The sequence below is a fragment of the Flavobacterium piscisymbiosum genome, assembly GCF_020905295.1.
Lineage (GTDB): Bacteria > Bacteroidota > Bacteroidia > Flavobacteriales > Flavobacteriaceae > Flavobacterium > Flavobacterium piscisymbiosum.
In genome coordinates this window covers 1,395,496-1,410,372 of sequence record NZ_JAJJMM010000001.1, presented here as the reverse complement: position 1 = coordinate 1,410,372, position 14,877 = coordinate 1,395,496, and the positions used below count along the sequence as shown (strand labels likewise).

Here is a 14,877-nt window from a genome sequence, read left to right as displayed (position 1 = left end):
ATGGAAACGCTTACTTTAAAACAAAGAACTTTTAATTCTCCTGTAACCAAAATTATTCTTGCCTTATTGACTTTTTTGGCGGTGGTTATTATTGGTCAGCAAATTGCCGTAAAATTACTGGATTTAACTTTGCTCGATAAAGATTATCGAAATCTTCTCAAAGGTCTTTTTGTGTCGGCATCGTGCGTTTTGAGTTATATTCTATTCTTTAAAAAATATGATAAAAGAGCCGTAACTGAGTTTGCCGCAAAAGGTCTTGCAAAAAATCTTATCATTGGCACTGCCATTGGTTTTATCCTGCAATCGCTTACTATTTTAGTGATTTACCTTAACGGAAGTTACAGCGTTATCAACATCAACCCTGTTTCGTTTATCCTGATTCCGTTTGCTCTTATGTTTACCGTTGCCATTATCGAAGAAATATTGGTAAGAGGTATTATATTCAGAATTATCGAAGAAAAACTGGGGAGTTATGTTTCTTTGACCATTTCGTCGGTACTATTTGGCGTTTTGCATTTGGCAAATCCTCACAGCACTTTGATTTCGAGTATATGCATAACTACTGCAGGTTTTTTGATGGGTGCTGCTTTTATTTACAGCCGTAATTTATGGATGCCAATTGCTTTACACTTTGCCTGGAATTTTACCCAATCAGGGATTTACGGAGCAATCACATCCGGAAACGAAAAAACAAAGAGCTTATTAGAAGCCAAAATACAAGGTCCGGAATTTATTACCGGCGGAGCATTTGGTCCCGAAGGATCGATACAGGCCATTGCTTTTTGCGCTATAGGAACTATTATAATATTGATTTTAAGCCGTAAACAAAACAAAATCATCAAACCGTACTGGAAGCAATAAGTATTATGAAAACCTTGTTAGCAGCTCTTCTTTTTTTAAAACCTGCAAGCTGAAACTTACATTTATCAACCTAAAAAAAAAGTCTCAACAGATCATATCTATTGAGACTTTGGCTTTATAAACTAACTAATTGTAATGCTAATTATCGCAACCAATTGCTGCCAAATACTACATAATAAGCCCAATCTTCATTGCCTTTTGCAACGTCGACTCCCATACGGAGTTTGAATTTTCGGGCAAGTAAATATCTAAAACCTGTTCCGTAACTATAAACTACGGGTTTGGCAAAAGCTTTATCCCAATCGTTAAAAGCACTTGCCACACCGCCATATCCCATAAGACTCCATCTTCTGTATAAATCCCATCTCAACTCTCCTTCGGTAACAATACTGGTTTTACCCTGATATCGTGCAGCAGGAATCCCTCTTAGATTAATTCCGGGACGTAGATAAAAAGGCGGACTTCCAAATACTTGTTCTCCTTCGATCCTGAGCCCTCCAATTAATTTTTTAGCGATGGGATAATATCCTATTGCTGATAAATTTACCCGCCAGGCCTGGTAATCACTGCCTATTGCCTTATCTGACCAAAAAAAGTCTGACTGGAGTCGTATTCCTTTATCGGGAGTAAAGATATTATCCCGCCCGTCGAACTGAAGCGCTGCTCCTAACTGACTCACGGTACTATTAATATCTTTGAGATTGGCAAATGCAGGAAGATTATTTAAATCCGGAAAATTAATTTTAGAATCCAACAAAAAATACTGTGGTCCTGCGCTCCATTTCCCGTTTCGAAACTGCTTCATAACGCGGGAATAAAAAACAAATGATTTAAAATTAAGGTCGATTTCTTTATCATTACCATTGGGTAAATTTTCATAAAAAGACATGTTTACATCTCCGTAACCGGCTCCCACACGATACATTATTCTTGATTTTATGAAACTTCCTGCCCTAAAAGCACCTGCAACCCAGCTCTTATTTCCGGTATACATTCCCATTGCTCCGGTAATATCAGGATCTACAAATCTTTTCTTTCCGTTTTCATCAATAACGGGCGCATGTTTTTTAAGGAAAATAGGCACAATTGCACCTCCAATTCCGCCTAAAGCAGGTTCTGTAATTAATGTTGGAACCACTATAAAACCATGTGCATAAATAATATAATCGCTCAAATCGAATGCTCCGTCCAGAGAATCTTTTACGCTAATATGAGGTTTTTGTCCCATCATTGTAAATGATAAGAGAAAGAAAAGACTGGCGAGAATAATTTTCTGAAAGAGTTTCGTGCTTTTCATAGTAGCATCTGAATATTTATTTCTCATTTAAAGTAATTTAGATTGTATGGCATTCATCAGAAAATATTCACTCAATAAAAAAACAGTTGTTTAGTATTTGCTCACTATTTTTTCTTGAAACTAAACACATGGGCGAGTGTGAGAAAAAAAGTATTTCCCTGAAATCTATTTACGGCTTCGACCTCAGCAATCCATCGAAATCCTGCAGAAGTACTACAACCAATATGATAGTAATTGATCTCGGCCCCGATACCGCCAACGCGATCTTTATCAGTCTCGATAGTACCAAATACAGGAACCGGTATCTGATCGTTTGTCACTTTATATTGTAGGTAATAAATTAATCCCGCGTTTAATATTCCTTTAGGCGCTGTTTTTTCAGGATTCATCATATAAAAGGTTTTTCCTAAACCTCCTTCAATACTTAAAAGGTCTCCTGTTTTAATATCAGTATCTTTCTTTTTTCCATTGAGTTCATAAGAAACTAAAGCTGAAAAATGGACCGTTTTTTTATCATTAAAAAATAAAGTTGTTCCGGCAGAAAACTCATTCATAAACATTCCTAAGCCACTATTATCAGAAGCTCCGAGATCAAATTTTCCTGTTGGCAAATAGATTTGATAACTAAAAACAAAGTCGGCTCTTTTATTGTGCCAGCCTAGTTGCACCGGAACAATATAAGTATCTGTTAAGGCAAAAGGACTTTTGGAGTCTACGGTATTTCCCTGAATTCTATTGGATGCAAATGCAAGCAAAACAGTTGCGCCATAATTGGCCCCTAAAATTTTAAAATCACTTACATATGTTGCACCTACCCCTGTAATAAACATGTTCAGGTCAGGATTTGCAATAGATTTATCGCCATTGGCATTTCTTAAAGATGAAGCGCTGTAAATATATCCCGGTACATAAACACTTAAGGTATTTTCTGGAGTCTGCGTTCCGGATTGTAGCCCCATTGCCCCAAGAATATGACCTCCTTTAAGCTGTGCATGACTCAAAAAGGAAATGAGCAGAAGTAATAGTGTAAAAAATGATTTTATGGTTTGTCTTTGTATATTAAGTTTTGTTTTCATAATTGATATTTTAAAAATTAATGAGACCCCACAACTTCTTTTTTACAAACTATCTTTTTTTAGTTTGAAGCTTGTTTAAAATAATAAGCATTGGTTTTCTCAGGATTAATTCTAATTACTTTAAAATATTCAGAAGGTGATTTTCCAGTATGTTTTATAAAGGCTCTAAAACAGGTTGTTCTGGATTTAAAACCAGAGCCCCAGGCCATACCTTCAAGCGATAAATCTTTCCACTCAGGGTCATTAATTTTATCTTTAAAATATTCGATCCTTTTAAGATTTACATAATCCTGAAAATGAAGATTAAATTCTGAATTGATTAAATTGGAGATGTGATGTACTGATATTCCAGTCTCATCAGCGATATCGCGTATTACTAAATCTTTTTTCAAAAAGAGTTCTTTTGATTCAAAAATGCTCTCTAATTTGTTGAGATATAGTAATTTTTTTTCGGAAGTTAATTCTTTTACAAGTGGTAAAACCGTCTTGTTTTCACTTGTCTCTACTGTTTCTGATCTTGTTTCAGCAAACTCAATAGTTTCATTTGTATCATAAAAAATTTGTGGTCTAAAATAGAGCCATGCTACTGTAAAAACCAAAACCGATGATATTAATATATAACAGGAAAAATCAATTCTATCTACACGTGCCATTAAAAAATAATGTACAAACAGAGCTGAAAACAAAAACAATATCATCAAATTATATACTCTAATCCAGCTTAAAATTTTTATTCTGTTGAAGTGATTTTCTTTAAATTTTTTCAAATCGTAATTCAAAATCATCATGGTCTGACAAAAAGCATATAAGAGCCAAACGGTCAGACTTAACATCGAAAAAGGACTGTTTATTTTGGCTGAAACAGAATCAACTATTTGCAGATTCAGAAAGGTACCTACCCATACAAAAAGAGTTAAAGTAAAATATATTAGAAAAGGTAAAAAATGCAGCCAATCGTACTTTTTAAACAATTTGCCCGAGAACAACATGCTTCTTACATACAAAAAGGCACAAGGAGCAACCAAAAAAATAAATGATTTTGCGATCATAAATAAATCAGGAAATTCTTTGAAACTGTTTGCAGATAAGTAAAAATTATATACGCTAACGACGGCAAGACTGAATAAAAACAATCCGAGAAAGAAACTTTTTGAGTAGTTTTTTTTTGAAAAAAGAACCATAAAAGAAGTTGCAAAGCCTACTATTGTTGCTATAAAAAAGAAAAGTGAAAGTACTATATCGATCATGGTTTGTGAGCTTAATTTATTTGTACGTACCTTTTTTCTTTTAAAATAAATTTAAAAAAGAAAGTTTTTCCATTTGCTGCAAGACTATACGTATTTGATTAGGATACGTATAGTCTTGAAACAATTATCTGGAAGCTATTTTTTTGCTAAGCCGGGAGGAAAACCAGCCAGAATTTTTTTGATAGAATTAGTAACAAACTCTTCCGGATTGTCTGGTTTACTGTCAATTTGAGCGTTACCAATTCCTTGCCAAATCAGTTTTTGAGTTTTTGATGATACAATATCAATGATCAGTGAGCCATCAACATAATCGTAAGAATTAAATGTTGTATTGGCATTACCCATCATTGCACCTCCACCACCCCAATATCCGTAAGGGCGATACATTCCGCCATAACCGTAAAAATCAGTGTTGGCAGATACAGATGTTTTGTTTTTTAAGATCGTAACCGCATTTACTTTTAAATCCGGATTGGTAGTTGTTTCTGTAAAACCTTTGTTGATCAACTCAGCACGAATTGCTTTTGTAATACGATCTACATTCAATTGATTGATTTGACCTTCCTGTGCTTTTAAATCATAAAATGCAAAAGTTTTGTATTCGCTAAAATTAGCAGAATGGTCATAGTCACTTGTCACTTTTACAGTTGGAGAGCAGCTGAAAAATAAACCCAAAAGCAACATTGAGATTATACGAAGATTCTTTCTTTTAATATTCATCTTGTGGTATTTTAATTAATGATTAAATTAGTTTAACTCGAAATTCTTAAAATCTTGCTTAAACCCTGAATATACGGGAAGTCGTGTTAAATAATTGTTTAAATTTTCACAAACAACTACTAACCAATATCTTACCAAATACTCAAAGATAAATTATTTTATTTAATTAACATCACCTAAGATGTAAAATTCTTACTTATTTAATCAGAACAATTTATTTATATTAACATAGACTGTTCTGAGCTTTTTAAGCCCTATTTTCCTTGTACAACGACATAACTGTCTTGTCCGTCTTTTGAAATTGGCTGATAATACACGTTATTGTAAATCATGTATTTTTGACCGTCTATTGTTTTTTCTTCGGCTCCTTCCGGAAGATGCGAAACAACGGCTCCAACCGGAGCATTTACGACTTTATATTTACTGCTGTCTTTTGAGTAATAGGTTCCTCCATAATAATAGTATTCGACACCCGAAACATTGATGGTGACATATCCTTTTGGCAACTCCGAAATTGTTGCTCCAAGTGGCGCAGAAACTACTTTGTAACCACTAGATTCTTTTACATAGTAAACTCCATCATCATAGTTATAATTTGTGTTTTCTACAGATATCACTATAGCGGCAGTGGTTAATGTTGTCAAAAAGAAACCTACCGGATACCACGTTGGTCCCCAAGCATAGGGTACAAACGGATGATAAGCATAAGGAAAAGGCACTGGATAAGGATGAAATGGTACCGGATAAGGCCTAGGATACGGATGCGGTGGCGGCGGTAAAGGTCTTGGAGGTAACGGTCGCGGCGCAGGAGGTATAGGTCTTGGTGGCGGTAATGGTCTCGGTGCTGGCATTGGCATTGGTCTGGGCATTGGTCTGGGCATTGGTCTGGGAGGCGCAAAATGACCAAAACGCTGTGCTGTTGCTTCTTCAGGAATCATAATTAATAATGCAAAAAATGCAATAATCAGGATTGCTATTTTATTTTTGGGTTGATATGATTTCATAACTAAAGAGTTTATAAGATTATTTAGTGTTTTCTCTAGGCGCTAATTTTACTTTTGTCGCTTTGGGAGGCGTCGTAAATTCAAACATAGAATCCGGATAATCTGTATTTATAGTCCAGTCTTTATAAAGGGCCTCGTATTGAGGTTTGTCTTTATCTGAAGTATAAATAATCACTAATTTTACTGGTAGAAACAAATCATCACTGGCAATCCAGAACTGAAAACTTTTTGTTTTATCGTTTCCTGCAATATGAAAACAGTCACGCCCATCGACTATGGTTTCTCCTAAAAAGACTAAATTGCCTTGTTCTGACAATAGATCCTGCAAAAAGGAAGGGTAGAAAAAATCAGCACCCGGAAATTCGATTCCAAATTTTTTGCTGGCTTCGTCAATCGTTTCGATGACAGAACCGGGAGCGGCTGTAAAACCATACGTATTATTATCAAACGAGTAATAATTAAGTTTTTTACCATTGTACCATAAAGCGCGGTTTCCTTTGTCTCCTGATGAAGTAACTTTCATTTTATCAGGAAACTTAATGGCTACTTTATCATTTATAGCATGCTTGATAAGGCCTAAACTTTCGTTTGCTACATCATAAGTTGTAATCGCTGTAAAACTGCAAGACTTTATATCCTGAAAAGTTTCGCCAGTTCGATGTAAGAGAAAAACAGCCGTAGAATCGATACGCTGTGTTTGGCCATTGGTAGTGATTGTCATTATCACAAAGCCCATCAAAAACAAAAACTTTTTACCCATACATTTATTTTTATTAATTAATGAAAGGTTAGATTTCAGCCGAAATTGGTAATCTTCCCTCTTTTATTGCTTCTAACATTTTGGTATAATCTGCATCATTTTGGTTCGCATAAGAAATAGAAAATCTCGAAATTGCATTAGCAAATTCATTACTTTTCCCCATATATCCTGATAATACCGAAGGATCTCCTGTACGGGCATGTGCTCTTGCAAGTGCCCAACCGCAAGCTTTTGCATAATCGATCATGTTTTTAGATTTCATAATTTCAAGCACCGGTTTTACTTTTGCATCGCGAAGCTGGCGGATGTAAAAAAATTTACCATTGTCATCGTTTGTCCATCCTAAAAACATGTCTGATGCAGATTGCATCAGTTTTTGCCCTCTCACAATTCGTTCACCCTGATGAGTGTACTTACTTTTGGCTTTTACATTTGCTTCAAGCACACTTTTTCTGGCTTCTTTAAATTGTAAAAAAATAGGTTCGCCAGTAGCCGACATTAACAAACTAATTCCACAAAGCGTTCCCACACTTCCTACACCCACCACTTTTATAGCCAGATCATGTAAGGTATATCTACTTAATAATACTTTTTTTTCATCAGACAATGTTTTGAGATACCGGTTATGGACCATTTCTGCTTCCTCCAAAATTCGTTTTGCACCTTCTCCTGTTGGATGATAAATTAAAGGCGGATCATCTTTTATTCTTGCCCGCGGACCTTCATGATAGGTCATCTTTGCAAATTCTTTTTCATGAGCAGTATATTCTGCCGCTTTTTTAATTCGCTTTTGCTGAAATGATTTTATTTCTTCATCATCACCTCTTTCTATCAATTCTGCCAGATCAATATCGGCATACCAAATTTGAAGCGCTGATAATTTACTATACTCCAACATGTGTCTTTTATAACTATCGGCAACATTCCAGGCAAATTCTTTACAGGTTTTATTCGAAAATTTTCTCCATCTTCCGGCGATTACAAAACTTGCGGCGAGTCTTTTTACATCCCACTCCCAAGGTCCTGGATGTGTTTCATCAAAATCATTAATATCAAAAACCAGTTTGCGCTCCGGAGTTGCAAATCCTCCAAAATTCATTAAATGACAATCTCCGCAAAGCTGAAGATCAATTCCTGTATTGGGAGTTTGTGCTAAGTCTGCCGCCATAATTGCAGCAGATCCTCTAAAAAAAGCAAAAGGAGATTCCATCATTCGGCTATATCGAATCGGTAACAGACTTTCGATTCTTCCAATGCTTGTTTGAATTAAAATTTCGACCGGATCTTCCCGATTTTCCGATGGATTCCATTCCTGATGCGTTGATCGGGGCGTAACTTTTCTTATTGCAACGCCCTTGTCAAAACGTTCCGCTTTTGATGCTACAGGATCAAAAATATTTTCGCTTTTATCGTTGAATTCGTCAGTCATAACTTTTAATTTTCTTTTCTTTTAAAAGGCAAATCTGTTGTTAACGTAATTCTAATGGTATGATTCATTCTGCTTAAACCACTTTCGGTGTCAGGCGATTTAAAAAAAATCTGATTCATATAGCCCAATTCCATCCGGATTTCCCTTCGTTTATCAAGACTATAAGCTGTTCCTAAATACAATCTGTTTTGATCCAGATAGTTTTCGTTACCACTGGCAGCATTTGTTCTAATATGAAGTTCATCATAAACCACTGCCGCCCATCGCGGTTTAAACCATAATTGATATCGCACCTGGTATCTGAACGTATTTTCGAATTTGTAATAATCAAAGTGATCACTTGTACTGTTGGGGTCGTCTTTTCGACCTAACCAGCGTTGCTCCATTCTAAAACGTTGCGACCAAACTTCATTTCCTTCTTTCTTAACAATACGCCAAATAAACTGCTCGTAAATACGGTAATCCGGATTATTATATGGCAGTGAAATCTCATCATAAGGCAAATCCCACTGATAGGCGAACCCGGCTCCTAAACGGTTTCCGTTTTTAAGATAATAATTGGCTCCTGCCCTGTAAAAAGAACCCTGAAGTTCAGATACAAATTGATTTCCTTTTGAATATCCTTCTAATAACAAACCCCAGCGTCCGTCTTCTTTAAAAGGCAAATACATTTCATAACCCACCCAAGCGGCAACATTTTGTGCCATTTTTTGAGCATTTGTTTTAATGCTGCAAAAGAGCATTAATACAATAATAAATAAGGATTTTGAAATATTAATTCTCTTCATGGGATCAATCAAATTAGTTTTTCAATTACTTAAATGACTATTTTTTTTAGTCCCGGAAACTTCTTAGCACTACTTCAATATTAACTTGTTTTCAAAACTGCCGGAGGAAGCCAACTGTCTTTTATAACACGGTCTTCTGGCCAATAACATCTTATATAAAGAGAAAAAGTTTCTTTTGGCGATGGTAACCAGTTACTTAATTTATCATTAGATGGAGGTGTATTTTGTACATAAAGCGTCAATGATCCATCTGTATTATATTTTAAATCCTTATTTTTTGTTCCTAAAGAAAAACGATTGATTGAATTTGGAGAAAAGAAGTGGTATTGATTGTATAAAGTAAGCGACCAAAAACCTTTTACAGGTGGTACTTCTCCTTTTGCAAAAGTTACTGTGTACTTACTATTTCCCTGTAATCTTACTCCTGAAACATCTTTGTCCTGATAGAAATATTTTGTCTCGATAGGTTTATTCACAAAAATATTGGCTTTAGCGCAAGCAGTTCTGGTTAGATAATCCAATCCAAATTGTGCTCCGTTTGCTTGTGTTGTCCAATTGTCTTTTAATGGATAACCTACATTCGAAAATTGAAATAAAGGCGTAATTAATTTTTGATCTGCATCTATTGCAGCTTGTTTAAGTATCGCTTTTATCTTTGGATCTTTTGCAGCTGCAGCCAAAACAGATTGAATTTGTCCGTAAATAGCTTCTTCACCAGGCATTGGCGGAACTTCTTTCATAATAGCCGGTAATTCATCAAAGTATACTTCTGGTTTTACCCATTTTGTTTCTTCATTTCCTTTTTTTGCAGGTGAAGGCAAAATTGGAATTTTTGTCCAGTCTTTCGTTTTCTCTTTTCCGTCAAACTGACTTAAAGTATACATTACTATTTTTTGAACTATCGGCTGAATTGATTTTTTATCAGCAGGATCATCTGTTTGAAAAACACGCGGAATCACCACTCCCAAATCAGTATCACATTTGAATACAGCAGTAATCCCATCCGGCACTTTTCCGTTCCATTTTGGCCCTGTCAATAAATAGAATCCAGGTTTTGTTCCGTACATTTTTCCTAAAGCTGCATAACCATCTGTACGTTGATTACAAACCTGATATACCCAAAAACGATCTCCAAAATCCGGAACCTGAACTACTATTGCGTCTTTGGTAAAATCAGTTATCCCAAATCCGTAAACTACATCCTGATTCGGACAAGCTACTTCTCTTTCACCTGACTGAATATAGTCTGTCAACATACACAATTGATTTGGCGGACTCAATGGTACAATTCCTCCCTCATAACTTGGCTCCGGAAGTTTTGAGAACATTACGTTTCTATTATGAATATTTGTCATTGGCCAACCCCATAAATAAGCAAGTGTTCCAATGTGTTTTACATATTCATCTGTCAAAATTGTGTTTGCCACCGGACCAGCAGGAATGCCAATTTTAACTGCTGCTGTATCATTGGCAACTATACCATTACCAACTTCTTTTCCGGTTGCCGTTTCTTTTTTACAGCTTATCAATAGTAAAACTGCCAATAGAGGAATAAATATTTTTTTCATGATTTTATTTTTTGGTCATTATCAATAACTAGTTTTTTGGCTCAATTGGCGCAGGGAACCATTTACCGTCCTGAACTATTTTTTTAGGAATGTATGTGCGGAAATTGATAGAGAAACCTTTCCCGGCCGGCGTTGGAAGCCAGTTGCTTTCTATTGCTCCTTTTGGCAATGAAGATGCCAGCCAAATACTTAAAGAACCATCAGGGTTTTTCTTTAGTCCGGAAACATTATTTAGATTATAACGCTTCAATTTATTGTCAACCACTCTGTAATCCGGCACACTATATACTGTTGTTGACCAAAAACCATCAACAGCAGTATCTGGTAATGCATCTTTTGGAAATTTTATTTCATATACTTTATCACCTGTCAAAGGCTGGCCTTTACTATCTATTAATCCAATAAAATAAACAGCTTCTTCTTTTCGGTTTGCCCATAATCCACCATAATTTATAATATCACGAGCCAGAATATCATCACCAAAATTACCGGCAGCATAAGATACTGACCATCCTCCTTTTTGAGTTCCAAAACCTTTTGCTCCTGCCAAAAATGCCGGAATTGCTTTTGTTTTTACGATTTCATCAACATGAGCTTTAGCCTTATCATCGGTTTTACGATAAGCTTCAATTGCAATTGCTTTATCCAGAAATTCTTTTGCTTTAGGCATTACATCCGGGTAAGAAGCAATAACTTCTTCTACATTATCAAATATTTCTCCGCCAATTGGTGCTTTAGGAGTAAACTCTGGAATGGTTAAAGGCGGAGCTATTTTAATTCCGTCAGGAACTGTAAACGTAAATTGTCTTTGTAGTTTTTGTGCTATATCAGGAGTTCCTTTCAATTCTACACGAGCAAGCATTTTTGCTTTTTCTGATGGTAATTCGATTTTTACAGCATCAGCCGGAATTGTTGGATTGGTTCCTTTAAGCACTAAAGCAAATTTGCCATAAGGTGTTTTAGGAAAATTACGATTGTTGATATTAACAATTACTTCTCCCCAACCGTTCAATAATTCTGCGGTATAGTAACGTCCTTCTATTTTAGGAACATTCAAAATGACAGCATGATCCTTATCGACTGCAATCCAGGCTTCAAGATAAGCAACATCAAGATTTGGATTTACAAATTGAGCCGTACCAAGCGGATTGTATTTTATTTTATTATATCCTACTTTCTCCACATTAATGTCATGGTTCTCTTGCTGAATTACCAAATATCTTCCGTACAAATAAGTATAGGCGTCTACAATATCCTGATCTGAAGGAATTGCAGCACTACTTTCTGTAGTAGATGACGGAGTTGTTGATGTCGATGTTTCTTTTTTGCAACTAATAAATAGAAACAATACCGCTAAAATTAGAACTGATTTTTTCATAGTAATGATTTTATATTGAAATTTTATTTTTTAAGATCCTGGAAATACAAAAGCAACAACGGCTCTCAATCCCCAATCTGGTCTTGATTCATGCGGACCAACAATTGGTATTAAGGGCTGAATGCTAAACTGTACAATCTGATCGCCAAATTTAGTAATGCCCCCAACAGATGGATTTAAAGAAATCATGGTTGTATTTGCTTCCCAATTTTGAGTGATTTCGGCATTTACACCTAAGCTTGCTCCGCTTTTATAACTATGTGAAAGAAATATTTGAGTATAAAAACTATTAACATCTGCACGTTCTTCTTTTCCGGCAACTGACCAAATTTGATTGGCAAGAAAACCTACCGAAAGTCCTTTTCCCTGATGCATAACTAAGACACTTGGCCCTATACCAAATTTCTCTGTTCCTAAAACTTTTTCCGTAGCGGTTGGTACTAAAAAGGCTGGTCCAAATCCGAAAATAAGTCCTTTTGTTTTAGGAGCAAAAAAAGCGGTTACTGTTGCATCACTTAAACCAAACTCATGAGTGTTTTCTCCTGTAATATCTCTTTGATCGACAACCGGAAGAATATATCGTGTAATTAAATTTAAATTATCACTTAATTTAAAGGGAACAACTGGCTGAATATTTATAGTATACTTTGATCCGTTGAAAGGACCAATACCATAATTAAGATTGTTTTGCAAAGGCACACTAATTAAACTTGCTACCGGATTTGCCAGTTTGTCTGCCAACTCCTGAGCACTTGCTCCAGCCTTTTCTTCTTGTGCAAAAGCTGTGATACTTAAAAAACAACAAATTAATTTTAACAAAAAATCAATTTTAAAATATTTGAGTGACAATTCCATATGGTTTTTTTTAAAATTTATAATAATTAAAAAAACAAATCTACTTGTTTTTATTTAACAAGAAATGATTTACATAATAATATTTACTTATTCCCTACAAATATTTTATTACAGTCACTTTTATACTGATTATGTGATATTAATATTTTTAAGATTTAGCATCATTAGATAAAATTTAAACAAAGCAACCTTGAATATGTAAAGGTTGCTTTGTTTGAATTTTTATAACTAAATTATAGTTTATATAAATCGTTCTATATCACCCTCCGCCACTTCTTTTAGCTGTTGATATGGATTTCAATTTCTCTTGTGCTTCTTTCAGCTTCAAATAGTTATCAATAGTAATTGGGCCAGGATACAGGTTACTTTGTACTACATGAGGTGGATATTTTTCATAGGTTTTAGCAAATTCTCCAATAATGTTCTGAACAGTTGGCAAGAACCAGGTTTTCTCTGTAAAGTTATTCATGAATAAATCGTAACGTTCCTGAGGATCTGCCCATAAGTCAAATATTTGTGGTACAGTTGCTACATAACTAGATGCCCCTTTCCATCCTAAATTAGAATCTACCGCTAAACCTCCTGTTGCTTGTCCGTTATCACCACGTAAATTAAAGACAGCTTTGAATTTTCCAATTCTTATTGCTCCCGGCAATAATTCATCTTCTGTAAAATAAAACCACATTGTTCTTTTTGATTTTCCTGTGCCAAATAAAACAGGAGACATATCATAACTATCAAAAATAGTTGGCTTGCCTTCTCGGTCTACGGTTGGTAGTTCCTGACCTGATAAAGCAGCAAATGTTGCCATGAAATCAAGTGTTCCTAAAATATCATGATTTTGAGTTCCTGGTTTAATTTTTCCAGGCCACCATGCGAGTGTTGGAATACGGCTTCCACCTTCACGGTCTGTTCCTTTTGTTCCTCTAAAAGGTGTATATCCGCAATCTGGATAAACATCTTGCCAGGTACCATTATCTACTGTGTAAATAATTAAAGTATTTTCGGCAATTCCCATGTTACGAACTTCATCGATAATACGTCCAATTCTGGTATCCAATTCTACAATACAATCAGCATATTTATTTTTACCCGCAGATTTACCCGCAAAATCAGGATGTGGTAAGTTTGGTTGGTGGTTTTTTGCAAAAGAAATTTCCATAAAAAATGGTTTATCTCCTTTTTTGCCATTTTCTTTCAGCCATTTGATAGATTCCTCTTCTGTATATTGATCCAGATACGGAATTACTTTTCCATCAATTTTTCTAACTTCTCTATATGGTTTTCCAGCTTCACCTTCTAATGCTCCTTTGGTTCCTTTTGCCCATTGAGCACGAATATCATCAGGCATATCTGCATTCCATTCAGGATCTGTATAGGTATAAGCATTTAAGTGATATAATGTTACATTTTTCATAACATCAAAACCTTGTGCAATTGGCATTGAATAATCTTCTTCACCAAGGTGCCATTTTCCGGCAAAAAAGGTGTTATAGTTTTTACGTTTTAATATAGAAGCCAATGTCCACTCTGCTTTTGGTAAACCACCTCCATCACCAGGAAATGCTACGGTTGTCATACCGCTTCGGTTAGGAATTCTTCCTGTTATCAAGGCTGCCCTGCCTGGAGTACAGCTTGGCTGTCCATAAAAAGACCAGAACTGCATGCCTTCTTTTGCCATTTTATCTATATTTGGGGTTGCAGCACCACGGCCTTCTCCTCCTCCATAAGGACCTAAATCTCCCCATCCGGTATCATCTGATAATAAGATAATAATGTTGGGGCTTTTTTGGGAATATCCCATACTAGCAACTAGTAAAAAACATATTACAATAAAACTTGTAATGATGTTTGACTTGATTAATACTTTCTTTGTTTTCATAGTTTGTCTGAT

13 protein-coding genes are annotated in these 14,877 nt (G+C 35.4%); 1 reads left to right on the top strand and 12 read right to left on the bottom strand.

Going from position 1 to position 14,877, the window contains the following annotated elements; genetic code table 11:
• Entirely contained in the window at positions 1–861 is an 861-nt protein-coding gene (locus tag LNP81_RS06380; RefSeq protein WP_230034324.1) for a CPBP family intramembrane glutamic endopeptidase, read from the top strand.
• Positions 862–1,003: 142 nt separating this feature from the next.
• Here LNP81_RS06380 and LNP81_RS06375 read toward each other — a convergent pair whose 3' ends face one another.
• From LNP81_RS06375 to LNP81_RS06320, 12 genes are all read right to left on the bottom strand, one after another.
• The gene (locus LNP81_RS06375; protein ID WP_230034322.1) at positions 1,004–2,185 is read right to left on the bottom strand and encodes a BamA/TamA family outer membrane protein; all 1,182 of its coding nucleotides are present in this window, start codon (positions 2,183–2,185) and stop codon (positions 1,004–1,006) included.
• Positions 2,186–2,262: 77 nt separating this feature from the next.
• Positions 2,263–3,234, bottom strand: coding sequence for a SphA family protein (locus LNP81_RS06370; protein WP_230034321.1), 972 nt, complete (start codon positions 3,232–3,234; stop codon positions 2,263–2,265).
• 59 nt (positions 3,235–3,293) lie between these two features.
• Positions 3,294–4,481, bottom strand: coding sequence for a helix-turn-helix domain-containing protein (locus LNP81_RS06365; protein ID WP_230034319.1), 1,188 nt, complete (start codon positions 4,479–4,481; stop codon positions 3,294–3,296).
• Positions 4,482–4,616: 135 nt separating this feature from the next.
• Positions 4,617–5,201 (bottom strand): DUF4136 domain-containing protein, encoded by a 585-nt coding sequence (locus LNP81_RS06360; RefSeq protein ID WP_230034317.1) that lies wholly within the window; start codon positions 5,199–5,201, stop codon positions 4,617–4,619.
• 254 nt (positions 5,202–5,455) lie between these two features.
• The gene (locus LNP81_RS06355) at positions 5,456–6,205 is read right to left on the bottom strand and encodes a DUF6515 family protein (RefSeq protein ID WP_230034315.1); all 750 of its coding nucleotides are present in this window, start codon (positions 6,203–6,205) and stop codon (positions 5,456–5,458) included.
• Positions 6,206–6,224: 19 nt separating this feature from the next.
• Entirely contained in the window at positions 6,225–6,965 is a 741-nt protein-coding gene (locus LNP81_RS06350; RefSeq protein WP_230034313.1) for a DUF2092 domain-containing protein, read from the bottom strand.
• A 28-nt stretch (positions 6,966–6,993) separates the two neighbouring features.
• Positions 6,994–8,394, bottom strand: a complete 1,401-nt coding sequence (locus LNP81_RS06345; RefSeq protein WP_230034311.1) for a DUF2252 domain-containing protein — start codon at positions 8,392–8,394, stop codon at positions 6,994–6,996.
• Positions 8,395–8,399: 5 nt separating this feature from the next.
• Complete coding sequence (locus LNP81_RS06340; RefSeq protein WP_230034309.1) at positions 8,400–9,182, bottom strand: DUF2490 domain-containing protein; 783 nt, start codon at positions 9,180–9,182, stop codon at positions 8,400–8,402.
• An 80-nt stretch (positions 9,183–9,262) separates the two neighbouring features.
• Positions 9,263–10,750, bottom strand: coding sequence for a DUF1254 domain-containing protein (locus LNP81_RS06335; RefSeq protein ID WP_230034307.1), 1,488 nt, complete (start codon positions 10,748–10,750; stop codon positions 9,263–9,265).
• A 28-nt stretch (positions 10,751–10,778) separates the two neighbouring features.
• A complete protein-coding gene (locus tag LNP81_RS06330; RefSeq protein WP_230034305.1) occupies positions 10,779–12,128 on the bottom strand; it encodes a DUF1214 domain-containing protein in 1,350 nt (449 codons plus the stop codon).
• A gap of 30 nt (positions 12,129–12,158) precedes the next feature.
• Complete coding sequence (locus LNP81_RS06325; RefSeq protein ID WP_230034303.1) at positions 12,159–12,983, bottom strand: hypothetical protein; 825 nt, start codon at positions 12,981–12,983, stop codon at positions 12,159–12,161.
• A gap of 259 nt (positions 12,984–13,242) precedes the next feature.
• Positions 13,243–14,865 (bottom strand): arylsulfatase, encoded by a 1,623-nt coding sequence (locus LNP81_RS06320; protein WP_230034301.1) that lies wholly within the window; start codon positions 14,863–14,865, stop codon positions 13,243–13,245.
• Positions 14,866–14,877: the final 12 nt, after the last annotated feature.

Bases quoted from the DNA above. Each gene is read 5' to 3' on its own strand.
- LNP81_RS06340 (WP_230034309.1), bottom strand. From the start codon at position 9,182: ATGAAGAGAATTAATATTTCAAAATCCTTATTTATTATTGTATTAATG.
- LNP81_RS06335 (WP_230034307.1), bottom strand. From the start codon at position 10,750: ATGAAAAAAATATTTATTCCTCTATTGGCAGTTTTACTATTGATAAGC.
- LNP81_RS06345 (WP_230034311.1), bottom strand. From the start codon at position 8,394: ATGACTGACGAATTCAACGATAAAAGCGAAAATATTTTTGATCCTGTA.
- LNP81_RS06330 (WP_230034305.1), bottom strand. From the start codon at position 12,128: ATGAAAAAATCAGTTCTAATTTTAGCGGTATTGTTTCTATTTATTAGT.
- LNP81_RS06325 (WP_230034303.1), bottom strand. From the start codon at position 12,983: ATGGAATTGTCACTCAAATATTTTAAAATTGATTTTTTGTTAAAATTA.
- LNP81_RS06370 (WP_230034321.1), bottom strand. From the start codon at position 3,234: ATGAAAACAAAACTTAATATACAAAGACAAACCATAAAATCATTTTTT.
- LNP81_RS06380 (WP_230034324.1), top strand. From the start codon at position 1: ATGGAAACGCTTACTTTAAAACAAAGAACTTTTAATTCTCCTGTAACC.
- LNP81_RS06350 (WP_230034313.1), bottom strand. From the start codon at position 6,965: ATGGGTAAAAAGTTTTTGTTTTTGATGGGCTTTGTGATAATGACAATC.
- LNP81_RS06360 (WP_230034317.1), bottom strand. From the start codon at position 5,201: ATGAATATTAAAAGAAAGAATCTTCGTATAATCTCAATGTTGCTTTTG.
- LNP81_RS06375 (WP_230034322.1), bottom strand. From the start codon at position 2,185: ATGAGAAATAAATATTCAGATGCTACTATGAAAAGCACGAAACTCTTT.
- LNP81_RS06320 (WP_230034301.1), bottom strand. From the start codon at position 14,865: ATGAAAACAAAGAAAGTATTAATCAAGTCAAACATCATTACAAGTTTT.
- LNP81_RS06365 (WP_230034319.1), bottom strand. From the start codon at position 4,481: ATGATCGATATAGTACTTTCACTTTTCTTTTTTATAGCAACAATAGTA.
- LNP81_RS06355 (WP_230034315.1), bottom strand. From the start codon at position 6,205: ATGAAATCATATCAACCCAAAAATAAAATAGCAATCCTGATTATTGCA.